The sequence below is a fragment of the Flavobacterium pectinovorum genome, from assembly GCF_006438875.1.
Classification (GTDB): domain Bacteria; phylum Bacteroidota; class Bacteroidia; order Flavobacteriales; family Flavobacteriaceae; genus Flavobacterium; species Flavobacterium pectinovorum_A.
This window is the reverse complement of sequence record NZ_RCZH01000005.1, coordinates 70,868-95,556: the sequence shown is the minus strand read 5'-3', so window position 1 is coordinate 95,556 and position 24,689 is coordinate 70,868. Positions and strand designations below refer to the sequence as shown.

33 protein-coding genes are annotated in these 24,689 nt (G+C 29.5%); 32 read left to right on the top strand and 1 reads right to left on the bottom strand.

Annotated features, from left to right (window positions below; translation table 11 throughout):
- Positions 1–56: 56 nt before the first annotated feature.
- From EAH81_RS08595 to EAH81_RS08570, 6 genes are all read left to right on the top strand, one after another.
- Entirely contained in the window at positions 57–1,127 is a 1,071-nt protein-coding gene (locus tag EAH81_RS08595; RefSeq protein ID WP_140505928.1) for a PQQ-binding-like beta-propeller repeat protein, read from the top strand.
- Between the two features lie 209 nt (positions 1,128–1,336).
- Entirely contained in the window at positions 1,337–1,852 is a 516-nt protein-coding gene (locus tag EAH81_RS08590; protein ID WP_140505926.1) for a hypothetical protein, read from the top strand.
- A gap of 44 nt (positions 1,853–1,896) precedes the next feature.
- Complete coding sequence (locus EAH81_RS08585; RefSeq protein WP_140505924.1) at positions 1,897–2,331, top strand: hypothetical protein; 435 nt, start codon at positions 1,897–1,899, stop codon at positions 2,329–2,331.
- 220 nt (positions 2,332–2,551) lie between these two features.
- Complete coding sequence (locus EAH81_RS08580) at positions 2,552–2,995, top strand: hypothetical protein (protein WP_140505922.1); 444 nt, start codon at positions 2,552–2,554, stop codon at positions 2,993–2,995.
- 246 nt (positions 2,996–3,241) lie between these two features.
- Entirely contained in the window at positions 3,242–4,114 is an 873-nt protein-coding gene (locus EAH81_RS08575; RefSeq protein WP_140505920.1) for a class I SAM-dependent methyltransferase, read from the top strand.
- Positions 4,115–4,303: 189 nt separating this feature from the next.
- The gene (locus EAH81_RS08570) at positions 4,304–4,696 is read left to right on the top strand and encodes a helix-turn-helix domain-containing protein (protein WP_140505919.1); all 393 of its coding nucleotides are present in this window, start codon (positions 4,304–4,306) and stop codon (positions 4,694–4,696) included.
- 197 nt (positions 4,697–4,893) lie between these two features.
- On the opposite strand, the gene EAH81_RS08565 is transcribed toward EAH81_RS08570, so the two are convergent.
- Positions 4,894–5,199, bottom strand: a complete 306-nt coding sequence (locus EAH81_RS08565; RefSeq protein ID WP_206669079.1) for a hypothetical protein — start codon at positions 5,197–5,199, stop codon at positions 4,894–4,896.
- Positions 5,200–5,784: 585 nt separating this feature from the next.
- Between EAH81_RS08565 and EAH81_RS08560 the strand changes: the two genes are divergently transcribed.
- From EAH81_RS08560 to EAH81_RS08430, 26 genes are all read left to right on the top strand, one after another.
- Complete coding sequence (locus tag EAH81_RS08560) at positions 5,785–6,177, top strand: helix-turn-helix domain-containing protein (protein ID WP_140505917.1); 393 nt, start codon at positions 5,785–5,787, stop codon at positions 6,175–6,177.
- Between the two features lie 398 nt (positions 6,178–6,575).
- The gene (locus EAH81_RS08555; RefSeq protein ID WP_140505915.1) at positions 6,576–6,956 is read left to right on the top strand and encodes a DUF5071 domain-containing protein; all 381 of its coding nucleotides are present in this window, start codon (positions 6,576–6,578) and stop codon (positions 6,954–6,956) included.
- Between the two features lie 111 nt (positions 6,957–7,067).
- Positions 7,068–7,790 (top strand): hypothetical protein, encoded by a 723-nt coding sequence (locus tag EAH81_RS08550; RefSeq protein ID WP_140505913.1) that lies wholly within the window; start codon positions 7,068–7,070, stop codon positions 7,788–7,790.
- Between the two features lie 169 nt (positions 7,791–7,959).
- A complete protein-coding gene (locus tag EAH81_RS08545; protein ID WP_140505911.1) occupies positions 7,960–8,382 on the top strand; it encodes a c-type cytochrome in 423 nt (140 codons plus the stop codon).
- An 89-nt stretch (positions 8,383–8,471) separates the two neighbouring features.
- Entirely contained in the window at positions 8,472–9,158 is a 687-nt protein-coding gene (locus EAH81_RS08540; RefSeq protein WP_140505909.1) for a hypothetical protein, read from the top strand.
- 199 nt (positions 9,159–9,357) lie between these two features.
- The gene (locus EAH81_RS08535; protein ID WP_241676538.1) at positions 9,358–10,260 is read left to right on the top strand and encodes a pentapeptide repeat-containing protein; all 903 of its coding nucleotides are present in this window, start codon (positions 9,358–9,360) and stop codon (positions 10,258–10,260) included.
- Between the two features lie 376 nt (positions 10,261–10,636).
- Positions 10,637–11,098, top strand: coding sequence for a hypothetical protein (locus EAH81_RS08530; protein WP_140505907.1), 462 nt, complete (start codon positions 10,637–10,639; stop codon positions 11,096–11,098).
- Between the two features lie 54 nt (positions 11,099–11,152).
- Entirely contained in the window at positions 11,153–12,103 is a 951-nt protein-coding gene (locus EAH81_RS08525) for a tetratricopeptide repeat protein (protein WP_140505905.1), read from the top strand.
- Positions 12,104–12,171: 68 nt separating this feature from the next.
- A complete protein-coding gene (locus tag EAH81_RS08520; RefSeq protein ID WP_140505903.1) occupies positions 12,172–12,588 on the top strand; it encodes a hypothetical protein in 417 nt (138 codons plus the stop codon).
- Between the two features lie 98 nt (positions 12,589–12,686).
- Positions 12,687–13,094: a hypothetical protein gene (locus EAH81_RS08515; protein ID WP_140505901.1), complete on the top strand. Its 408-nt coding sequence runs from the start codon at positions 12,687–12,689 to the stop codon at positions 13,092–13,094.
- A gap of 39 nt (positions 13,095–13,133) precedes the next feature.
- The gene (locus EAH81_RS08510) at positions 13,134–13,604 is read left to right on the top strand and encodes a DinB family protein (RefSeq protein ID WP_140505899.1); all 471 of its coding nucleotides are present in this window, start codon (positions 13,134–13,136) and stop codon (positions 13,602–13,604) included.
- A gap of 47 nt (positions 13,605–13,651) precedes the next feature.
- The gene (locus EAH81_RS08505; protein ID WP_140505897.1) at positions 13,652–14,584 is read left to right on the top strand and encodes a hypothetical protein; all 933 of its coding nucleotides are present in this window, start codon (positions 13,652–13,654) and stop codon (positions 14,582–14,584) included.
- 81 nt (positions 14,585–14,665) lie between these two features.
- Entirely contained in the window at positions 14,666–15,766 is a 1,101-nt protein-coding gene (locus tag EAH81_RS08500; protein WP_140505895.1) for a hypothetical protein, read from the top strand.
- Positions 15,767–15,850: 84 nt separating this feature from the next.
- The gene (locus EAH81_RS08495; protein WP_140505893.1) at positions 15,851–16,213 is read left to right on the top strand and encodes a hypothetical protein; all 363 of its coding nucleotides are present in this window, start codon (positions 15,851–15,853) and stop codon (positions 16,211–16,213) included.
- A complete protein-coding gene (locus EAH81_RS08490) occupies positions 16,210–16,827 on the top strand; it encodes a hypothetical protein (RefSeq protein ID WP_140505891.1) in 618 nt (205 codons plus the stop codon). Before EAH81_RS08495 ends, EAH81_RS08490 begins: the two co-directional genes overlap by 4 nt.
- 90 nt (positions 16,828–16,917) lie before the next feature.
- The gene (locus tag EAH81_RS08485) at positions 16,918–17,277 is read left to right on the top strand and encodes a hypothetical protein (RefSeq protein ID WP_140505889.1); all 360 of its coding nucleotides are present in this window, start codon (positions 16,918–16,920) and stop codon (positions 17,275–17,277) included.
- 21 nt (positions 17,278–17,298) lie between these two features.
- Positions 17,299–17,787, top strand: coding sequence for a YegJ family protein (locus EAH81_RS08480; RefSeq protein ID WP_140505887.1), 489 nt, complete (start codon positions 17,299–17,301; stop codon positions 17,785–17,787).
- Between the two features lie 126 nt (positions 17,788–17,913).
- Positions 17,914–18,816, top strand: a complete 903-nt coding sequence (locus EAH81_RS08475; RefSeq protein ID WP_140505885.1) for a PhzF family isomerase — start codon at positions 17,914–17,916, stop codon at positions 18,814–18,816.
- Between the two features lie 139 nt (positions 18,817–18,955).
- Positions 18,956–19,351, top strand: a complete 396-nt coding sequence (locus tag EAH81_RS08470; protein WP_140505883.1) for a VOC family protein — start codon at positions 18,956–18,958, stop codon at positions 19,349–19,351.
- A 463-nt stretch (positions 19,352–19,814) separates the two neighbouring features.
- Positions 19,815–19,973 (top strand): hypothetical protein, encoded by a 159-nt coding sequence (locus EAH81_RS08460; RefSeq protein WP_410501102.1) that lies wholly within the window; start codon positions 19,815–19,817, stop codon positions 19,971–19,973.
- A gap of 207 nt (positions 19,974–20,180) precedes the next feature.
- Positions 20,181–20,501, top strand: a complete 321-nt coding sequence (locus EAH81_RS08455; protein WP_140505880.1) for a GIY-YIG nuclease family protein — start codon at positions 20,181–20,183, stop codon at positions 20,499–20,501.
- A gap of 339 nt (positions 20,502–20,840) precedes the next feature.
- Positions 20,841–22,028: a hypothetical protein gene (locus EAH81_RS08450; RefSeq protein ID WP_140505878.1), complete on the top strand. Its 1,188-nt coding sequence runs from the start codon at positions 20,841–20,843 to the stop codon at positions 22,026–22,028.
- 34 nt (positions 22,029–22,062) lie between these two features.
- On the top strand, positions 22,063–22,659 hold the full coding sequence (locus EAH81_RS08445; RefSeq protein WP_140505876.1) for a rhodanese-like domain-containing protein: 597 nt from the start codon (positions 22,063–22,065) through the stop codon (positions 22,657–22,659).
- Positions 22,660–22,845: 186 nt separating this feature from the next.
- Positions 22,846–23,172 carry an ArsR/SmtB family transcription factor gene (locus tag EAH81_RS08440; RefSeq protein WP_140505875.1) on the top strand — a complete coding sequence of 109 codons (327 nt, stop codon included), beginning with the start codon at positions 22,846–22,848 and terminating at the stop codon, positions 23,170–23,172.
- Positions 23,162–23,665 (top strand): SRPBCC domain-containing protein, encoded by a 504-nt coding sequence (locus EAH81_RS08435; protein WP_140505873.1) that lies wholly within the window; start codon positions 23,162–23,164, stop codon positions 23,663–23,665. The genes EAH81_RS08440 and EAH81_RS08435 overlap by 11 nt, the downstream gene beginning before the upstream one ends.
- A gap of 142 nt (positions 23,666–23,807) precedes the next feature.
- Positions 23,808–24,677 carry an alpha/beta hydrolase gene (locus EAH81_RS08430; RefSeq protein ID WP_140505870.1) on the top strand — a complete coding sequence of 290 codons (870 nt, stop codon included), beginning with the start codon at positions 23,808–23,810 and terminating at the stop codon, positions 24,675–24,677.
- Positions 24,678–24,689 lie beyond the last annotated feature (12 nt).

Here is a 24,689-nt window from a genome sequence, read left to right as displayed (position 1 = left end):
GATTTTGTATTTGGTATGATTTGTTAAATCTAAATTTACTAAATGAACATTAGAAAATGAAAATAACCAAATTTTTAATATTTACTTTTTTAGTTTGTCTTTTAAGTTGTAAAAACGACAATAAAAATGCAATCGATGATAATCAGAAATATGTAAAATTACTTTGGAGAAATAACCAATTTGAATGGATACCAACTTCATTAGTCGTTAAAAACAAAATATTATATTTCGGAAATTTAAATAGAGATTTTTATGCTATAAATTTAGAAAGTGCAAAAGTGAATTTAAAAATAAAAACCGACTATAATCCTTTTTATAAACCATTAATAGAGCATCAAAATTTACTTTTAACTGAATACGCAAATACTTTAATGTATCTTGATAGCGCCGGAAAGTTAAAATGGAAAATAAACGGTGAAATAAATTTAAGATATGATTTATCTCAGGATGAAAATTATTTTTACGGTTCAGTTCTGGGAAATGGATTTAGTAAAATAAATAAAACGAACGGAAAAGTAATTTGGTTTTTACCTGAAAATTCAATTATTACACAAACAAATCAACCTGCATTTTTTAAAAACAATATTTATTTAGGTTTGTCAGAATATAACGCTAATCTACTAGCCATCAATAACAAAAACGGAGAAATTATTTGGAAAAATGAATACAAAAGTTTCTCAAAAATAACACAAGTTAAAACAGAAAAAGGACTTTTAGTTTGTCTGACCAAAGATTATAAGAGCGGGAAAATTTTGATGCTAAATTATGAAAGTGGAAATGAAATTTGGTCAAAGTCTTTAAATTGCAATTTGTATTATGAACCGTGTATCATAAACGGAAACATAATTTTAAGCACATTTGACAACAAAATATTTTCATTCGATATTGAAAATGGAAAAACAAATTGGACATTAGATTTAAGAAAAGATACGGCAGAAACTAATATTATAAATTTTAAAGAAAATATTTATTTTGGAACTATGAAGCGAAATCTATATTCGGTAAATTTAAAAACAGGAAACACAAATTTCATTCAACCATTTTATTATGGAATATTGAATCCAATTGTTGAAGATAATACAATTTATTTTCCAACAGGTGGAAGTGAAATATGGCTGCTTAAATGAAGAAACAAAAAGAATATTAAAACGGCTGCGAAGGCTTCGCACAACGTTCGCCTTTTAATGCTATTTTCGCTATCCCAAAACCTCGTGAAAACCTGTAAAACAAACACTTATATTATTTAAAAGAAAAATTAAAACAGATGAAAAACAAGTTTCTGAGAGTAGTGTTAAGTATATTTCTTCTATTCTTTATTTGATCTATCGTTTTATTAGTGATACCTAGCAATTCTTTCTTATTTAAAGAAAAACTTATTGAAAACCAACAACAATTAGGTGACGAAATCATAGCAACATTTGAAAATAAATATGCTTCTTCAGATACAATATTTTTAGTTACAGAAAGATTCCATAATATTGATTGTGGAACTGGTGTAAAAACAAGCATAATCGACGGCATAAAATTTAAATATTATAAACTAAAGCACAAAAATATCTTGCAAATCGAAAATGTTTTTGCTACACCTCTCAAAAAGACTGAGAAAATTGTTCTAACCAAAATAGAAACTTATACAAATGAACAAATACCCAACAATAGTGATTATATGATTGTTAACGGAAAAACGATTACAAATTTAAAATCAAATAAAACAAAGGTATTTATATTAAATTTTGATGCTATAAATAGCGATACAGTTCAAGTTTCTTTTACAGATTATTTAAAAAACACAACTGCTTTTCATTTCACTTTTGTATTAAAAAATGGAAAGTGGAAAAACAATAATACCTAAATAAAAAAGTCAAATAAAAACTAAGAACAACTAAAATTATAAAGATGTTAGGAAACTGGAATGGTTACTATAAGTTTGAAAATCAAAGAATACAGAAAGCAATGGGCTTTGAAAAAACTAATTTTGAAATTATAATTGAAAAATTTGACGGAATTAATTTTGACGGAATCGTAAATGACGATATCAAAACTGGTGGAATGAAAGAAACCGGAAAAGTTACAGGTAAAATTGTAAATAATAAAGTTTCATTCAAAAAGCTAATGCCAATAAATACTCAGATAGATTTAAAAGGAGAAAGGAAAGATCTAGAAAGAAAACATCCAACATTATATTATTCCGGAACTTTATCTGAAAATAAAGCTGAAATTATTGGAACCTGGAAATTTAAAAGAAAAATTGGTTTTTTATTTGGTATCATCCCCATTTTTTTTCGTCCCGGAAACGGAAGTTGGAAAATGAGTTTACATGATGTAAAATAATATTAAACAAAAACCCGTTGGGTGCAATTATTTTTAACACATAGAAACATAGCATTATTGAACTTAAAAAAGGCGTTTCACTTGCATTAACACACATAGCTATGTGTTAGAAACGAGTTTCTTTTTGATTTACTTTTTCCAAACACATAAAATCTATGTTACTATGTGTTTAAATTAAATTTTTATGCATTACACCCAACGGGTTAAACAAAAATAATAAATGAAAAGCAAACCGTTTCAAGTCATTCTGATAATCTTGATAATAACTTTATTTTTATCTAAAGATTCCATTTTTGATACTTATATAAAGAAGACAAATCGTTATGGAATTTCATTTATTAATAAACATAGAAAAAAACATCATTTAGACCTATTAGATAAAAACTGGAAAATAGATAACAAAACAAACGAAAACTTCAAAATTGCATGGATAAACGAAAACAAAAGCGATAGACATAGACGAATAGTTATTGAATACGGCTTTTTTGGACCAAAAACAGAAACAAATATCTATGAGAATCCTAAAAACAAACAACGAATCTACTACTCCTTTTATAATTATGAAACCAATTTTGAAGATTATTATTACGATCAAAATTACAATGGAAAAATTATAACGTTTGGTTTTCCTGAACACGTAATTAATCGAATGATAAATGAATAAAACTGCGATTAATATCCTTTGTTCTGCTTTTCCATCATCTACAAAGCTTCTTGATATTGTAGCGACAACAGTTAAGCATATGTAACTTAAAAAGAATATTGGAATAAGCAGGAAGTCACGAGATTTTGTATAGCCGATTAATTATTGTTTAAATTCGTATTTCCGTTTAGCCAAAAATATGTTGCTTCAAAATTTCAAAGCACAAAAGTACGATCGGCAAAAAGCTAACATTCAAGATAGAAAATTATGAAAATAGATAGAACAAGTCGTACAGCACAATATATGGCTTTTTTTAGAGCATTAGAAACAGAAAGAAACTCAAATGACAGGTTATTCTCTGATGTGTTTGCGATACATTTTCTTGAAGCAAAATTGAGATTTATAACACGTATTTCCAGATATTCAATTATTAGAAAATACATAAACTCAAAAATTCAAAATAAAATCCCAGGTGCACTTTCTTCAGGAATTGCCAGGACAAAATATATTGACGACCTTCTTGAATCAACAATTAAGAAAGGAGTAAAACAAGTAATAATTCTTGGCGCTGGCTTTGATACAAGAGCATTGCGTCTTAATTATCTGGAGACAATTCCTGTAATAGAAATTGATCATCCAAATACATCGAATTTTAAAACCCGGATCTATAAAAATCGCATTCAACATCTCCCAAAAAACATTTCTTTTTTTCAAATTGATTTCAATAAGCAAAGTCTCGAAGAATTAGCAGAACAGCATAATTTTGATTTTACAAAACCCACAACCGTTATATGGGAAGGGGTAACAAATTATCTCACAGAAGATGCAGTAAAAAATACATTTTCTTTTATTTCAAAGTTTGCAAAAAACAGCCACGTCATTTTTACTTACGTTCATAAAGAAATACTTGAAAATCCGACTTCTTTTTTAGGCGGAGAAAAACTTTTGAAAGACCTAAACAAACTTGAAGAAAAATGGACTTTTGGATTTCAACCAGAGGAATTATCAAATTATTTAAACCAATTTGACATGTCGATTATGGAAGATATGGGTGCCACAGAATACCGCGAAAAATATCTGCCAAATCGAATCGAAAACGGATATGAGTTCTATAGAGTTGCCATGGCGGTAAAGCTATAAATTTAATTCTTGTTATGAACTTCATTCTACTCTCTTGTGCTCTGCAAATCTCCTAACTTAGCAACATTGTTTCATAAGAAAAACCATATATTTGTTCTACGCAAAATCTAAGAAAAACGGTATATTATCAAAAAATCATGTTTTTTACCAACATCTACTTTTCTCAAGAATTTTAAATATCTTTGAATTATGAGCACAGCAGCAAAACCAAAACATATTGGCAGAAACATTAGCCGAATCAGAGAACTTCGAGGTATGAAACAAGAAGCGCTTGCGCAAGCAATTGGTTCAAACCAACAAGCTATTTCAGGAATTGAAGGAAGCGAAGAAATTGATACCAAAAAACTTATCGAAATTGCAAAAGCACTTGGAGTTACGGTAGAAGCAATTGAAAATTTTTCAGAAGAATCCGTTTTTAATTTTTTTAATAACTTTTACGATAACAGTTCTAATAATGGCGCAATACATGCTGCTAATTGCACATTCAATCCTCTTGATAAAGTAGTTGAACTTTACGAACGTTTGGTTCAGGTTGAAAAAGAAAAAGTAGAATTTATAGAAAAATTATATAAAGGAAAGTAATATTCTCAAAAGTATAAATTATACAAAGCATAAGTATCTTATTATCTTGTGCTTTGTATAATTCGATAATATTCCTTTCTTAACTGAAATATTTTGCGCATCTCCCGCCGAAAAATGCGGGTCGGACTTTCTGCTATATATTTTGTTCCGTTTCACTTCACAAAATGCTCTTCCTGACACAGAAACTTGCCGAAATTTTATTTTAGATATGTAAACCATTTTTCTTCCATAGACTTTTCTATATCAATATTATGATAATTTGCGAATAATAAAATTTGTCCCAGAATATCAGCGACTTCATTCGAAATATTCTTTTTCAATTCTTCTTGTGTTAGATTTCTATTCCTCCCTCTAAGCGTATATGAAAGATAATTTTGAGTTAACTCTCCTAATTCTTCTTGTAATTTTAAAATATACCAATCTGCATCTCTTTTGATATTGCAATTTTTCTCGTACTGATCAGATACCATTATAACTTTTTTTGTTATTTCATTTAAATCCATTTTCTTTTTAATTGTATTAAATTTTAATTTATTCCTCTTTATTTTCCTTCTTTATTTTCTCAAATAAAAAATAAAAACATAATAATTATGTTAGTAAAGATAACAATAATGCTTACATTTTTGTAAAAAAAAAGTTACAAATAATAAGTTTTAAACATCTATTATAATTGTTTTTTCTTTTTCTCTTTTTATTGTTAATAAAATATGTTACTATCCTTTTCATTATCAGAAATTATATATTTTTTCTCATGCATTGTGTTAATTAATAAAAATCTTATTTTTAACTTATTTAGCAATAAATATTACGCATTTTTCTTACTTTAATATAAATATGGATAATTATGAGAATAGCTGTTATTTATCCCTAAGTCAATGGCGATCCAAAATATAAGACCAAAAAAAAAGAATTTCCCGCTCTTTGAAGTTTCCCAATTTTTAAGACACGATATGCAAATAATAAAATTATTTCGTAAGGAAAACCATATATTTGTTTCACACAAAATCTAGAAAAAACAGTATCGTGTCAAAAAACCATGTTTTTTACCAACATCTATTTTTCTCAAGAATTTTAAATATCTTTGAATTATGAGCACAGCAGCAAAACCAAAACATATTGGCAGAAACATTAGCCGAATCAGAGAACTTCGAGGTATGAAACAAGAAGCACTTGCGCAAGCAATTGGTTCAAACCAACAAGCAATTTCAGGAATTGAAGGAAGCGAAGAAGTTGATACTAAAAAACTTATCGAAATTGCAAAAGCACTTGGAGTTACGGTAGAAGCAATTGAAAATTTTTCGGAAGAATCCGTTTTTAATTACTTCAATACTTATTACGATACAAAAGACAGTGTAATTAATGCTGGCAATTATAATTGTACATTCAATCCTCTTGATAAAGTAGTTGAACTTTACGAACGTTTGGTTCAGGTTGAAAAAGAAAAAGTAGAATTTATAGAAAAATTATATAAAGGGAAGTAATCTTTTAAAAACTTTTTTGGACATTAAAAAACTATACCAACGTTTCTTTTATCTCAATACTGGTTCAAAAACCGGCTTAAAACCAACGACCGCACTTTCGTGTATTGAAGCTTTTATAGTATTGATGTTTTTTACCATTTTAAAGAAAACGCTGTTTTCAAGCTTAAAAATTAGCTTTCCTTTCGTCTATCTTTCTTTTGTTTTGATTTGTTTTGTTATAGAATATTTCAATAAGAAAGAATTTAAAAGACATTATAACTATTTTACTATCCAATGGAAAAATGAAACAAGAAAGACACAGATAATATATAAAATTTATAATGTCGTTTTTTTGATTTCTGTAGTTTCATTTTGTCTTTATTTTTTAAAATATTTAGATAACAACAAATCTTAATCAGATGAATATAAAAACTTTAATCCCAAAAGATAAATTTGATTTTGAAACAGTCGAAAAACTAAAAAACTATTCATTTGAAGAAATCGAACCAATTATTCCAGATTTACTAAAATGGTTACAAGATATAAACTGGCCAATAAGCAGACCAATTGCGGAATTTTTAATTCCTTTCTCAGAAAAAATTTCTTCTGAAATATTGAAAATTTTAAAAAGTGAAGATCAAGTTTGGAAGTATTGGATTCTTATTATTTTTGGAGAAATCATTAAAGACAAAATGGTTTTGCATGAAATTAAAAGAATTGCAAAAGATCCAACTAAAGATGAAATCGATGAAGAAGTTTTTGAAATTGCCAAAGAAATAATTAATAAAAATTACGTTTGATTCTTTTCAAATAAAAAAGAATCTTAGAGCACCGCTGACGTAAGCGTCCCGCTCATGAACATTAAAAATAGTACTAACAAAAATTTACAACTCACAAAATGCATTTTTTATATGAGAAAACAATTGATTGTCATGTTATTTATTTTTTTAACAGCTTGTAACTTTAACACAAATAACAAGCCTGTTATTAATGAGAAACAAGATAGTTCTGAAGTAAAAACTAAACTTCAACAATCAAACACAACAATAATTCAAACAGACACTTTAATAATTAACAAGCATCAGTATATACAGAAATTAATAAATAAATCTTTTTATTGTCTTTTGTCTGTTCATGGTGACACAATTATAAAGCAACAGGATTATTATGTTAACTCTGAATATTCTGATATTGACAACGACGGATATGATGATATTCGTATTTATCTGGTTAGTAAGATTCCTAATGAATGCGATACTTACTTGTATAATAAGGAACGTCAAGCATTTATATTGATTGAGAACTGCGATCTTGATATACAAAAAATAAAAGGAAGTCAGTTTTACTATTCTTATAATAAAGCAGGTTGTGCAGACTTGAATTGGGAAAGTTATTTAAGCAAAATCGAAAACTATAAGCTAATAAATTATGGCTATATAATAGGACATGGTTGTGATTTCGAGGTCGAAAAAAATCCACAATCAATATCTATTTACAAAATAAGCGATTCAGAAAAGCAAGAGATGAAATTAATACAAGAACTTCCTTATCTCAAAAATATTCCTAAAAATGAAAATAAATGGGATTTTATAAAGAGATATTGGCAAAAAAATTTCAATAAATTTGAACGATAAGAAATAATTATTGCTATTTTTCTCAAATTAATATCAATAAACAACCACTGCTTCTCTGCAAAGTCTTTCCGACTTCGTATCGACAACGATAGGACTGTGCTTTTTTTGTTTTTTAGTAATCATTTTAAAATTATCTAATTAACTTTAATTCCCAAAAAACAACTCCAAAATGATCAGACCAATTTCTTTATTTCTAATTCTGTTCGTTGGTTATTTTACTTTATCATTAAAATCTATAGATTACAACACAATTAACAAAACCATTAAAACTGATGCTCTTTACACAAAAGGGCAAAATATTTTTAAAAGAGATTGTGCCTCCTGTCATTATATCGAAATGGATAAAATAGCGACCGCTCCTGCTCTGGGCGGAATTACCAAATTGCGCAAAAAAGATTGGTTGTACAGTTATACCCGAAATTCGTATAAAATGTTTGAGCAAGGCGATAAAATTGCCAAAGAAAACATCTCTAAAGGCTGGGGATTAATGACAGCATTTCCTAATCTTACCAATTCAGATCTGGATGCTCTTTATTATTTTGTTGAGAAAAGATATGAAATGTCAAAAAAAGGAGTTCCGCTTGAAAAATAATGTGAAGATTTTATTATTGAAATACTTTGCTCCATTTTATGACTCCAACATAAAAAGTTATAGAACATTTTAAAACACCATCAAAAATTATGAAATCAAATAAAGCATGTATATTTTTAATTATTCTGACGAGTTTATTCGCTTGCAATTCGAATAAAAAAGAAAACAAGTTAAACAGTAAGAACAATGACACATTACAAGTCAAAAGTAACAAAGTAGTTTATGAAGATAAAAGAGAAAACTTAAAACTTTCAATTGCTGATACAATAAAAATTTCTAACTCTTATTTCTTTTCAAATCAAGATTCTAAAGACATATTTCAACTCATTATAAATCCAGGTTTGGTTAAAAATTCCAAGGCTGAATTGCAAATAATAACAGTAGATAATAAAATTATTTACACACAATCTTTTGACGCTTTTTATTTTATACGGGAAATTTACGAACCTGATACGATCCCTTCTGGAGGACAAAAGGTTTACGAGGAATATATGGAAAAACATTGGAAATCTTTAACTCCAAAACAATTTGAAGCATATTTTAAAAAGAACGTTGATAATTTTTTTGGAGTTATTTCCTTTATAGAAAACGATGACCATGAAGAAATAAAATCATGGGAGGAAGATATTACCGATAAAAAATTTATAAATGAGATTTTAGCCAATCCTGAAATCAAATTAATAAATATTCCATGCTTTGACTGTGATGAAGGAGGGAAAATAATTGGATATTCACTAGAACAAAACAAAGTTATATCACTAGTAGAGCATGATTAAAATGTTCTCTGCTCTGCGAAGTCTCGTAGCGAAAAGTAATACATCTTGCAAAATCAAAGTTAACAAAAAGACCAAAAAACCACCACAGGTTGTCAATAACAACTATAAGTAGCCTAATAACAACTATTGGTAGCTGACTTTATTTGTAAACAGGTTATGGGGCAATATAACTTTGCAGTATCAAATAAAAAAAACAATTATGATGCTAAATTCAAAATCAGTAGGTAATAAAATTTCTACAGCCAGAAAGAAAATGAACCTTTCGCAAGCAGACCTTGCACAACAAGTGTCAATTAGTTCTCAAGCAGTTGGTAAATGGGAAAGAGGCGAATCAATGCCGGACATTTCTACATTAAACCGACTTGCCGAAATTCTTGGTGTGGACTTAAACTATTTTTCCGAAACATTTAAATCTAACGTTTCAGAAAGCCAATTTGAGGCGACCAAAAAACAATCTGAAGAAATCTCGACAACAAAACTCAAGACTACTTTAGGTTTAAGTTGGAATATGTCATCTGGAAACTGGGTTGACGCTGACTTTTCCGGGCTAAATAACCTTAAAGACAAATTCAGTACTTCAAATATGAAGAACTGTAAATTAATTGATTCTGACTTGTCGAACTTAATACTTAAATCCAACAATATTATAGGTTGCGATTTTTCTAATTCAGATTTGAGAAATAGTAAAATTCAGACTTCTAACTTAGACAACAATCGATTTATTGAATGTTTACTTATAGACACAGAATTTTCTTCGACTGAAATTAAAAACTGTAATTTTTCGAAAGCAAATTTCTCAGGAGTTGAATTAAAGACGTCAGAACTTAAAAAATGTATCATAGAAGATGCTGTTTGGAACCTGGCAACATTTAAATTATCACAAATTTCTGATGTAGTGTTTAATGGTACAATAGAAGAATGTTCTTTTGAAAATTGCTCTTTTACGAAAGTGACTTTTAAGAATGCAACATTAATAAATACTTTTTTTAAAGGCAGAAAACTAAAAGGTATTCAATTTATAGACTGTCATGCAGACCGAATGACCTATGAATTTCTTAAAAATGGAAAAGCCAATTTAACCGGACTAACTTTATTAGCATAGTGCCTCGCAAAGTGTAGTTTTGAATTGCCTCCCCCGTCGTCGTCGCCAATGTCATTAAGTTAAGAGGGAATCTATAAAATTACTTAACCGTTTAATCAAGAAAGTAATTTAAAAAATCCGTTTTTATCAGCGTTTTCGCTTTAGCGAATCAGTAAAATCAGCGTCTAATTTTGACGCGGATAAAACAGATTTACTTCGTAAAAACGCGGATAAAAACGGATTTGATCTGCAATAATTTTATTTTTTTAAAGCTTAACTTAATGACATTGCCCGCTGGCTTACGAATATTTTTACTCTTCTGAACAAACCTTAATTAACTCAAATAAAAAAACTATTTTAGCTTGGTACAAATTCAATTACCACTAAAATCAAAACCATGAAAATTACGATTCCCCTGTCGGCATTATTCCTGTTACTTACTACAACTTTATTCAGCCAGACTATCGCTGATTTAAAACTAAAAGGCAAAGAAATTCCTAAATCCTATACTTTGAGCGACGGTCACAATTGTGTTTCTCCTGAGGCTTGTACTTTTTATAACGATATTGCAACGTATAGCAACATTGTTGGAACCGTGAAAAGTAAAGAAATTCAAAGTTTCAAAAGTAAAACAGATAGCGGATCAATCATGTATTTTGAATTTGAAAACAGATTCAAAGGCGATCGTTTCCTGCAAGGATTGCTATGGCGAAAAGAAGGCGAACCAACAGACGAACATCCGGAAGAATATCTTGCTAAAGGGAAATTCCTGATCATCTGGAGTTTTCATCCTGATAGCGCCATCAAAGAAAAATCAGAAGCCAAAATAGAGGCGCTTTTGCAACAAACAGCAAATTAATAATACTTGCCACAATTAGTTTGGAAGTTTCCTACGCATAACAAAATCAAACAAATGAAACAACAACTAGCTTTTATTCTAATACTACTTTTGCTTAGCTGCCATTTTTTAAATGCTCAAAAAATAACACAGAAACAAACATTTGTAAAAAGTACAAATCAGATAGAAATGGCAACCACTATTGACTATGAAATTAATTCTGCTCTTGATAGTACTCTCATTTCGAAAGAAACTTGTACAATTTTAAAAAAAATCCTGCTCTTACCTGACAATAAACAAGATAGAGAGACACTAAATTTAATAAATACAATTGAAGAAAAAGATTTACAAACAAACGAATTATTATTATTTAAAGCAGTACTTGAACTAAAATTAGACGATTTAGCAGATGCGTCCAATTCCTTTTCTAAATACATTCCACTAGCTAAAAACGATTCTATTAAAAGTTCAATTTATTATTCATTAGGAATGATTGATACGAAAAGAGATTTACAAATTAGTGCTTCTCATAATTTCGAAAAATCATTAGAATTAGACAGCAAAAACCTTTCAACAATTATTATTTTAGTACAAATAAATCTTAACAAAAAAGAATTCGACAAAGCCATATTCTATTGCGAAAAAGCACTTAAAATAAATCCTAATTTAAATAATGTCTGGAATAACCTGGGATTTCTATATCAGCAAAAAGAAAATTATTTGGAAGCAAAAAAGATATTCAGTAAAATTATAAAAGACGAGCCTGATTCTCCTTTACCGTACAGCAATCGAAGTTATTCTAATCTAAAGCTAGGATTTACAAAACAGGCTATGGAAGACGTTAATAAATCGATAAAGCTTTTTCCTGAAAACTCATACGCATATAGAAACAGGGCTTTGATTTATTTAAGTTTTAAAGAAACTAAAAAAGCGTGCATGGATATTGAAACAGCTTTTAAACTAGGATACCGCGAACGATATGGTTCAGAATTAGATATAATTCAATCTCAGAACTGCCAAAATTAAATAAGATCTATAGCATTCACAAAACAGACCCTATTTGTAATTGGGACTAAAAACAATAAATAAACTAAATGCAAAAATATAAACGCTCTAAAATTATTCTTTTATTCTTTTTTCTACTTTCATTTACAAGTTGCGAAACCGTTTCAGATTGCATTGTTGGCATCAGACCAAATCTCATCGCCAAAGAATTAACTGCTGGGATTATTAGCATTAAGTATGATGATAATATAACGTACGAAATGTTAAACACAAAAACGGGTGAGTATGGTATTTCTTCTATTTCAATTAAAGACGTCCTTCCTCCCGGCATTAATTACAGTATTGTAAATAATAATAAAATAAATTTTAGCGGCATTCCTACTACTAGAGGTACCTATGAATTTACTATTTCAATAACAGTTCGTCCATCTACTTACAATGATGACGGAACTGATGATCTCTGCGGAGATAGCACATCAAAAAAGTACAAAATAGTAATAAACTAAATCTTCACCCTACAAATTCTTAGTAAGTTCGTAAAGGCAACTACAGTCAAAAAATATGTTTTATTACCTGCTTTATTTTAAAATTAAAAACATCAAAAATGAAAAAAATCTACAAAATAAGCTTCCAAATTTACAGAGCAATATTAATCTTAATTTTGCCGCTATTTCTACTTGCTAAATTTATGGTAGGTTCGGCAGGACATAATTCGCGAAGTAAAATTAGTGATTATGCTCTAATAGGATTTGTAATTCTTACTGCAGTTTTATTAACCATTTTAGATAAAAATTATCAATCAAAATCAAAGTTTAGAGATGTTTTGCGTTTTACAATTATTGGTTTGGTTTTTATAAGTATTATTTTTCTATTTTATGGACTGTATGATTTCGCGCAACTCTATCTCAACCATAATTTTGGATTGGAAGACAATATTCCTCTTACTATTCTCTTGTTATTAAATGCATTAAGCATAACACTTTTAATTGGATTAGTAAAAAACAAAATTTAGAACTAACTAGTTTCCCTTAACCAAACAACAATTCTAAAAATGAACAGACAAGGCGCAGTTGGAGCATTACTTGATATATACGAACAGGCAATTTTAGAACTTAAAAATGTCATTAAAGATATTTCAGACAATAATTTGACTAAGATTATAGACGAAAAAACAACCGATGAAGATTGCAAATCCATTCAAAAAATTCTGTCTCACGTTGTAAGTTCCGGCTATAGTTACGCCACAAGTATTCATAACCAGAAAGGGCACAATTCTAAACGACCTGAAAAGGTTTTTCATTTATCTATTGAAGAATATTTGAATGATTTAACTAATGTTCTCATATTTACAGAAAGCGTTTTCAGCGAAATTAAAGACGAGGAATTAGAACAACCCGATAATTCACTAAAAATACAAACTGGTTGGGGACAATTGTATGATATTGAACAAATTACAGAACATGCTATTGTACATATTCTGCGACACAAAAGACAAATTGAAAGAATAAAAAAAGCAAATTAAAGTAAAAACAATTGTCGATGATAACGCCAATTAATACCATATAAAAAATGAATCTAAAAATAATTTTGTTTTTTCTGTTATCAACAGCATTTTCTTATTCTCAGACAAACGAAACCTCTATAAAAATAAGTTGTTCTGATCTAAAATCTAAAGACTATTATTATAATGATAAAAACACCTTTAAAAATGGATCGATAAAATTGTTTTCCTATCAAAATGGAAAACGGTTTGATGCACTAAACAAATTCATTTTAAAAAACAGTGAATATCTTTTAGAGCTCGATCCTGAAAATACTGATTTAATGTTTCATCAGCCTGATTCGGTTTTTGATAATTCTGAAGATAATAAAAAATTCCAAAATGCAGTTGATCGTCTTAATCTCTCTAAAATATTTACTACGGATTCAGAATCAGAATCTTATCAAAAGTTGCATGAAGAAAGTAATGAATCCGAAAATATTAGTACACGCGTTTATTGCTTAGATAAAATACTTGTTTACAATATTGAGCTAACTAATAATGCTGATAAAGGATCGCCATACAATGAATTTCTGAATATCGATTTGAACAAAATGAAATTAGTCGATTTCACTTCATTAATAACAGATAATCAATTAAATGCTTTTAATAAAGCGATTTTAAATTATGCTAATAGTCGTAAAAAGGAAATAATAAATAATTACAAACAAATTTTATCTAATGGCTTTGGTGATTTATTAAACCAATATCAACTTGCTTTTGAACAATCGGACTATGATTATGATAAGGTAAAATGTAAAATCGATTCAAAAGATTTTAATTATTTTAGTTCTGAAGGTCTTATTTTTAAAGTGAGAGTTTTGGACAAAAATTTAACCATAAATGAAGAAAAAGATCAAATTGGAGAATATATTTCAGAAATAATAATTCCGTACAAAGAGATTATGAAGTATTTAGACACACAAAACAGTTTATATTCCAGTATAAATAAGCATCACTGATTAAAATATCGCAATAGCAAACTAAAAATTATTAGAGTTTGAATCTATCCGTTTTCCAACATTTTAAAAGTTTAAAAATAAATGCCAGATATTACAACATTTGAAACATTAGATAGTGCGATAAAGAAGTTTGGCGGTAAACCAATTGTTTTAGAGGCTTTATGGGATGGAGATACAAGTGGATGGTTTTTATGCTTGTTTATTTATACAAAAAATGATTCGTTTTTTAATAAAAGTACCAACCGTTTTTTGTTGGGACAAATTCGTTTGGGCGAAGATATCAGACTTTTCAAAAATGAACCTTTTACAGAAATTAGCTTAGCAAAAGAACTGGGAGCAATCGCAGAGAAACAATACAATTTAGAATTTTATTTTCCTTCGCAAAATGAACCGGACGATAACTGTCCTCAATGGTCAGACAGATATTTGGGCATTAATTGTTTGGGGTGTAATAAATTGATAATTCCAACAACCAGCCCTCACCTGCCAAAAGATATTTGCTACAATTGCCATCTTAAAAAAGAAAGCAATCAAAAATTAATCAATAATGAATTGGTTCAGGATGGTGTAGTTTTGTATTTATCCAACGATGAGAAATCAGAAAAATTAGGATTTTATGGTTCTTACGACTATTTGATTCTTTCTAAATTTAATATTCCAACCCTATCTGATGTAGACAAAATCGAATCTGTAAAAGTTTTTTCTATTCCGGTTGAAGAACTTCAAATATTGAAAAACGATATAGAAAAAGAACTAAAATTAAAATTGCAAGATTATATTAAACCCGAAATTAATGAAGAACATCGACGTTTTTCACATTCTATTTATGAAATTGAATACGAAGGAATAAATTATACCTTAGAAACACAGAGAAATCAAGATCATAGTTATATTTTAGAATCCATAAGAACTCTGACTTACCTGGAAAAAGCAATAATTGAAAAAATGAATTTACAGATTTGCTTTATTCGGGGACTAAGATATCAGGAAGATTCAGTATTGAGATATTTGCACTATTTAAAAAATGATTTTTCAAATATTGATGAATTATTTGAACATTATAAAATACTTTTGTCGGAACAAGATATTCTGCAAACAATTGAAAGTTTAAGCAATTATGGCTGTTTAATTTTTGAGGGTTTTACTATAAAAAGTACGGAACTTGGAAAAACCATTGTTTAAAAAATTACTCCAGATTCATTAAATATCAACAACAAATAAATACCTTTAAAACCCCATTTTAAACTTCACTAAAAAACAAATACAATGAAACCACAAATCCGAATTCTGCTTTATTCAATATTATTCTTTTTATATCTATCTGCAACTTCTTTTTTACTCTCATTGGGAGAAATATTAAAAACGGATCCTTATATAACTTTAGGTTTTGGTTTTGCAATTTTAAATCTTATTTATGCCTTCTTCGCATTAAAATGGACACTATTACTCAATATAATATGTTCTGTTGCAATTGCCGCCGTTGCATTGTTTTTAGCGGTCAATTTTGCAAATTTACACCTGCTTTCAAAGTATGATCCTTATCTGGTTAAAACAGCAATATTTACAAATGCACTTCTTTCAATTATCTTTTGGGAAATTGTTTATCAGGTGAAAAGCAGGAAACAATGAAAATAAAACTATCCTTACTAATCCTGATTATACTTCAATTTTCTTGTAAAGACAATACCGAAAAACAAGCTGAAACCTGGAATAAAAGAGTTCAGGAAGTGAAATCTGAAGTAAAAAAAAGTAAAAATTTTGATTTTGAAAAACTCGAAATATCAAAAGGACAAATAGGCGAAATAAAAGTTGGAATGACTATTAATGATGCCGAAAAGATATTAAAACAACTCACAAAAAAAGAAGTTGAAGCTTATGATTTTGGTTTTGATGGCGGCGGAAAAGCTTATCTCTATTCGTTAGGAAATGAATTTGTTATAGGACTTGTTCCCCAAATGGATTCAAAAAAAATAATCGCTATTATTGCTTTAAGCAAAAATCTAAAGACAACTAATGGTTTAAATCCCAAATCTACAGTAGCAGAAATACAAACAAAATATCCAGATATTAAAATCAAACAGAATTTAATGATGGAATGGGAATCTATAAAAGATAAAAAAAACAATTGGGAATTTGTATTTATGACCAATGAAAATAATCAAATTGGAGAATATAATGATGTGGATATTCCGGTAAAACCAACGAGAACCGAAATAAAAGCAGATTGGATTACCATAAAGTAAAAAATAAAAATCTAATCAAAAACCAAACGTTCAAACTAATCAGAAAGTAAAACTTTCCTCCAACTTCATTTATTTATTATAAACGACAAAATGAAATTACAAAACAGATTTTTTAGTTACATCATACTTCTGGTTGTTTATTATTTTTCGACCGTACTTTTAATGACCACAGATAGTTCACTAAAGATCAACCATTTATTTATTACTTTAGGTTTTGGATTTACGATAATAAATCTTGCTTACTCTTTTTTGATACTAAAATGGACACCTTTATTCAATATACTTTATTCTATTATTATTGCCGCTGTAAGTTTAGTTTTAGCGCTCAAATTTGGAGATTTACATCTTTTCTCCAACTATGATCCTTATGATATAGAAACTTCCGTAATAGCAAATGCTGTTTTTTCGGTTATATTTTGGGAAGTTGCCTATCAGACAAAAAAAATCTAAATACGCTACAAAAACAATAAAATGAAAATCAAAGTCTTAATTGTCCTAATTATATTTTGCTTTGCCGGATGCAAAAATTCAGATAAAGTAGAAAGAGAAAATCAACCTACAATTTATAACGTCGAAAGCGATGATAAAGAAATGTCTGAAGCAATTGCAAAAGCAAATCAAACATTAAGTGATTTTAATTTAGCATTACAAAATCCGAAAATTGAAGTTAAATCATTGAAAGTTAAATTTGAAACTTCGGAGGGAAATGAACATATTTGGCTAAGTAATATTGAATATAAAGATGGAAAATATTGGGGGATTTTAGACAATGAACCTGAATATATTACGGAATACAAAATAGGAGACAAAATAGAGGTCGATAAATCAAACATTAGTGATTGGATGTATCTCAAAAACGGAAAACTATTTGGGGGTTACACCATAAAATTGTTAAGAAGCAGAATGACCGAAAACGAAAAAGATCAATTTGATGCTGAAAGCGGAATGCAAATCGATTAGAAAAAAAATAAAATGAACATCTATATATTTGGAAACGGAAACATCAGTTTCGCGGATTTTACTCAAAATCCTTAATTATAAAACAAGTAAACAAAGCAAAAATCTTTTGCCCAGACGTTTAAAATCATGAAAAAACTTATTGTATATCAAATAGATTCTTTTACCAAAGAAAAATTTAAAGGAAACCCAGCCGGAGTAGTTGTAAATGCTGACGGATTAAAGGATTCTGAAATGCAACAAATCGCGAGGGAATTAAATAACTCTGAAACGGCTTTTCTTTTCTCACCCGATAGTGACGATTGCGATGGCGTAATACGTTATTTTTCTCCAACTATAGAAGTCCCAATTTGTGGTCATGCTACAATTGCAGCAATGTATGCCAAAGCCCTGGAAGATAATTTAGATTCTTGTGTATTGAAGATGAAAACTAAAATTGGCATTCTTCCTTTTGAGATTATCAATGAAAATGGAGATTATCAGGTTTTAATGACACAAGGACGTTTTGAACTTAGTCCAACATTCGACGATGATACCGAAAAAAGAATGGTTGCAGCACTGGGGCTCAATTATGACGATATTGATACAAAATGTCCAATTCAAATTGCTTCTACCGGACATTCAAAAGTTATGATTGGAATTAAAAGCCGAGAAAAGCTTAATACTCTGTCTCCAAAATATAATGATTTAGCCGAATTAAGTACCCAGATTAATTGCAATGGCTATTTTGTTTTCACATTCGATTCTGATAATGAAGATATCCTTACTTATGGCAGAATGTTTGCTCCGGCAATAGGCATAAATGAAGATCCTGTTACCGGTAATGCAAATGGACCGTTGGCTGGTTATTTAATACAAAATAATATCGTCGCTTTTAAAAACAACGAATTTGAATTCAATGGAAGACAAGGCGAAAAAATAAACCGCCTTGGAACTATAACAGTCAAAGTTTTGGTTGAGAATGATAAACCTGCATTAATTCAAATAAAAGGAGAAGCCGTCGTAATTTTTAGAACCGAAATAGAAATTTAACTCTATAATCCAAATCCGTAGAGATGCACAGCAGTGCATCTTCGCGTTCCTAATTCTTTTAATTTAAAATTTCATAATTTTATAGTTCGGTTATTATTTAATAATCGGAATTAAGTTTTAATTTTTTAAAATGAATCTTATGGAAACGAAAAAAATATGGGCGAATTTAGGTGTCGAAGATTTAGACCGAACAACCAAATTCTATACTGCTTTAGGTTTTGAACCAAACGGTCACAATACAAATGAGCAACTGCGAAGTTTTTTGTTTGGCGATGATAATTTTATCATTCATTTTTTTGTAAAGGATCAGTTTAAGTGGGCTGTTAATGCTGAAATGGCTGATTTAAAACTTGGAAATGAAATCATATTTTCTCTGTCTGCCGAAAGCAAAGAGGAAGTTGACCAATGGTTAATTGTGGTTGAAAAAGCCGGCGGGAAAATTTTTGCTGAGCCACAAGAATACGGACAAGGCTATTTCTTTGGATTTTCTGATCCGGATGGTCATAAGTTTAATTTTTTGTATTGGCCGAAATAAAATATAGAAAATACTTTTTTTTCGTCGTTTGTTGTGTCATTTCGACAGAGGAGAAATCACATCCAAATATTCCGTAATCAATATTACGCAAACCATTCTTTGTGTTTATGCTTTGCGCATAACTACTTAATGTGATTTCTCCTCCGTCGAAATTGACACAAACTCATGCAAAAAAAATCTTATTACTATGAAAAATATGTTTGGATTCAAGAAGCAATTTCAAGAGAAAAGGAATTAAAAAAATGGAGAAGAGATAAGAAACTTGAATTAATTAACAATTTCAATCCAATGTTTGAGTTTCTTAATTATCACTTTAAAAATTAGTTTGTTGTGTCATTTCGACCGAAGGGAGAAATCACATCCCAATATTCCGTAATCAATATTACGCAAACCATTCTTTGTGTTTATACTTTGCACATAACTCCTTTATGTGATTTCTCCTCTCTCGAAATGACACAAACTCATGCAAAAAAAATCTTATTACTATGAAAAATATGTTTGGATTCAAGAAGCAATTGCAAGAGAAAAGGAATTAAAAAAATGGAGAAGAGATAAGAAACTTACATTAATTAATAATTTCAATCCAATGTTTGAGTTTCTTAATTATCACTTTGAAAATTAGTTTGTTGTGTCATTTCGACCGAAAGGAGAAATCACATCCCAATATTCCGTAATCAATATTACGCAAACCATTCTTTGTGTTTATACTTTGCACATAACTCCTTTATGTGATTTCTCCTCTGTCGAAATGACACAAACTCATATAAAAAAAAATTTGACAAAATCTTATTTACCTAATAAAATAAGTATTTTAGTACAAAAAATAATTATGCTAAATCCTCAAACAGGCTTTCATTCATATTACATATACATTTTAACTAATAAATATCGTTCCTCCTTTTATATTGGCGTAACTAATAATTTAAAATTAAGATTGTATCAACACAAAGAAAATCTGGAAACTAAAACCAAAACATTTGCATCAAAATATAATCTGGAATTTTTAGTGTACTATGAAAAACATGTTTGGATTCAGGAAGCAATTGCAAGAGAAAAGGAATTAAAAAAATGGAGAAGAGATAAGAAACTTGCATTAATTAATGATTTCAATCCAATGTTTGAGTTTCTTAATTATCACTTTGAAAATTAGTTTGCTGTGTCATTTCGACCGAAGGGAGAAATCACATCCAAATATTCCGTAATCAATATTACGCAAACCATTCTTTGTGTTTATGCTTTACGTATATCTACTTTGTTCATCGTAAACACACATTATACGTTAACACTACGACTTCTTATAAAAACTAAAGCTCTAATCTAGCCCCGATTGAGCCGATATCCTCGTAATGAAATGGAGAGATAAAGGCGAAAGCGGGAACAAAGGTTATTATAAAAACGAAAACTTCTGCTCCGGAAATTTAAAAATTACAGTAACTGAATTCATCTAAAAACCGATATATTTACACCTTGAAAAATCAATGTCTTTAGGATGAAAAAAATTACTTTACTGTTCGCTTTATTATTTTTAATACTCTCGTCTTGTGGGGTAAAAACCACCCAATCTTTATTAAGCGACGGAAATTATGATGGCGCAATAGATCGCGCTGTCGATGCTTTGAAGACTAAAAAAGACTCTAAAGGGAAACAGGATTATGTGTATTTACTGGAAGAAGCTTTTGCAAAAGCGAAAGATCGGGATTTGCGCGATCTTGATTTGATGTCTAAAGAAGCGAATCCTGCAAATGCTGAACGTATTTATAATACGTATATGCAATTGAATAATCGTCAGGAAAAAATAAGACCTCTATTGCCTTTGCAATTATTGAAGCAGGGAAAAACAGCTTCTTTTCCGTTTGATAATTATTCGAATGAGATTGTAAGCAGTAAAAATGCCTTGTCTAAATACTTGTATGAGAATGCTTCGGCGCTTTTAAAATCAAAAAACAAATTGGATTTTAGAAAAGCATACGACGATTTTTTCTATCTGGAAAGTATAAATCCGGGATACAAGAATGCAAAAAAATTAATGGAAGATGCGCAGTTTAAAGGAACTGATTTTGTGGATATTTATGCTACAAATGTTACCAATATGGTGATTCCGAAGCAGCTTCAGGATGATTTACTGGATATTAAAACGTATGGATTAAACGATAAATGGACTGTTTATCATAGCGCAAGACAAAAAAATGTTACTTACGATTATAGCATGATCGTAAACTTTGTACAGATAAATATTTCGCCCGAGCAAATTAAAGAAAAGGAATTCATCAAGGAAAGACAAGTAAAAGATGGTGTAAAAACGCTTTTGGACAGCAGAGGAAGACCTGTTAAAGATAGTTTGGGCAATGAAATAAAAGTCGAAAATTACAGAATGCTTCGTGCTAATATATATGAGTTTAGACAATTTAAATCTTGTCAGGTAACGGCAAAAGTAGATTATGTCGATTTGAAAACGAATCAGTTAATGCAATCTTTTCCGCTTACAAGCGAATATATTTTTGAGAATATTTACTCGACTTACAAAGGAGACAGAAATGCCTGCGAGGATAATTATATGAATTATTTCAATAAACGTTCTGTGCCTTTTCCTAATAATGAACAAATGGTTTTTGATACCGGCGAGGATTTAAAAGCCCAACTTAAGGATATTATTGTCAGAAACAGAATTAGGGGATAAATTGTAATTAACTAAATAATAAATCGGATGTAAAATGAAAAATATAACAATTCTAAATTTAGTATTCTTTTGTTTAACAAGCTACATTGTTCATTCGCAAACTAATCCCAATATACTATCTACGACAGAGCAACAGCATTATCCAAAAGCATTAGTTGATTATGTTGATTTTAAAAATCTTGTATTAGAAATCGAGAAAGAAAGAGAAAATCGTTTAGTTAGTCTTGAGGTTTTTCTTAAAATGAGTCACGAAAAAAATACTATCATTTTAGATTCTCGTTCGGATGTTCGTTATAATAGAAAACATTTAAAAGGTGCTATACACCTGGATTTCACTGATTTTACACAAGAAAATCTATATAAATTGATTCCGGATCCCAACACTAAAATATTGATTTATTGCAATAATAATTTTAATGGCGATCAAATAGATTTTGCTTCTAAAGTTCTTTTACCTAAAAAAACTTCTGAAAATCAGACCATTAAAAACGGTAAACCAGTCATGCTTGCATTGAATATTCCAACATATATTAACCTTTATGGATATGGTTACAAAAATATTTATGAATTAGACGAACTGGTAAATGTAAATGATCCAAGAATAAAGTTTGAAGGAACAGAAGTAAAGTAAAATGCATTAATTAGAACAATACCAACTTTTAATATAATTCTTTCTTAATTCCCATACATGTAAAGTAGTCCATCTTTACCACCATTTAATTAAAATTTTTCAAAAAAAATTGCAAAATAGTTTTGCGCAACCAAAAAGTTGCCTATATTCGCAACTGATTGGTTGCTTATTTAAATAAATCAAAAAATGAAACGTGATATTTTTCAGGCTATTGCCGACCCAACTCGCAGAGCTATTCTGGTATTAGTGGCTACAAATGCCTTAACACCAAATGCTATTGCGGAAAAATTTAATACGACTCGACAAGCCGTTTCCAAGCATATTAAAATTCTCAATGAGTGCGAATTATTGGATGAAAAGAAAACGGGACGCGAAATTTATTACCAACTACGAATTGACAAAATGAAAGAAGTTGACAAATGGCTGGAACAATTTAAAGAAATCTGGGAAAACCGTTTCAGTCAACTCGATCAAGTATTAATAAATCTAAAATCTAAACAAAATGAAATCTAACCTATTGATGGATTTTACCGTGGACAAAGAAACTAACACGGTAAAAGTAAAACGCGAATTTAATGCATCTCTTGCAAATGTTTGGTCAGCTTGGACTGAACCTGAAATATTAGACCAATGGTGGGCGCCATCGCCATGGAAAGCCAGAACCAAAAGCATGGATTTTAAAGAAGGCGGACGAAGACTTTATGCCATGGTTGGACCTGAAGGCGAAGAACATTGGGCTATTGCCGATTTTACTTCGATAACCCCAAAAACAAACTTTAAATATCTGGACGCTTTTTGCGATAGCGAGGGTAATTTAAAAGAAGATTTTCCGAGATCTAATTGGAACGTTAGCTTTTCTGAACAAGGCGATTCTACTATTGTTGACATTTCTTGTAAACATAAAAACCTTGCTGATTTAGAAATGATCATCGAAATGGGCTTCAAAGAAGGTTTTACTATTGCTTTGGAAGGTTTGGACAAAATTTTTGCAGAGAAAACGAAATAATTCTTATTCTATATCTCTATAATCCCGTTCGTTTTTTGGCGAATGGGATTTTTTTGTCCCATACTACAATCAAAATTTGTATTTTAGCTTACTATAAAATCTTAATATTAGAATTACCAAACAGGTCATTAAATACCACAAAATGAATAAAGCTATTATCCTTTCCTTTTTACTATTTTCTTCAACACTAATTTTTAGCCAAAACAATAAATCCGAAACAACAGAAACCAGTAAACCTTTTGTATTGGGCATTATTGACGAAATTCAATCTAAAGAATTGGGAGAAAAAAGGATTCTGAATATTTATCTTCCCGAAGGCTATAAAGCAGAAGACAACACAAAATATCCGGTAATTTATTTATTAGACGGTTCTGCCGATGAAGATTTTATTCACATAGTTGGTTTAGTACAATTCAACAGTTTTGAATGGGTAAAACAAGTTCCAAAATCAATTGTTGTGGGAATTGCCACGGTTGACAGGAGAAGAGATTTTACGTTTCCGACGACTATAGAAAAAGATCAAAAACGTTATGCAACTTCTGGACATTCTGATCAATTTATTGCTTTTATCGAAAAAGAATTACAGCCGTTTATTGACAAAAAATACAAAACAACCAATTCTAAAACTATTATAGGACAATCACTAGGCGGATTATTAGAAACTGAAATCTTATTAAAAAAACCAACTCTTTTTAATAAATATGTGATCGTGAGCCCAAGTATTTGGTGGGATAATGCATCAATATTAAATCTGGATAGCGCCATTTTACAAGAAAACTTTAGTCAGAAAACCGATATCTACATTGCTGTTGGTAAGGAAGGACCTACTCCAACTGAGATTCCGAGAGTTATGGAAGTTGATGCAAATTTATTAGCCGAAAAAATTAAAAAAACTAAAAGTAAAAACGTAAAAGTATATTACGATTTTTTGCCTCAGGAAAATCATGCTACAATTTTGCATCCGGCCGTTTCAAATTCTTTCCGCTTTCTTTATCCGATAAAAAAGAACTAAGAAAATGAATCG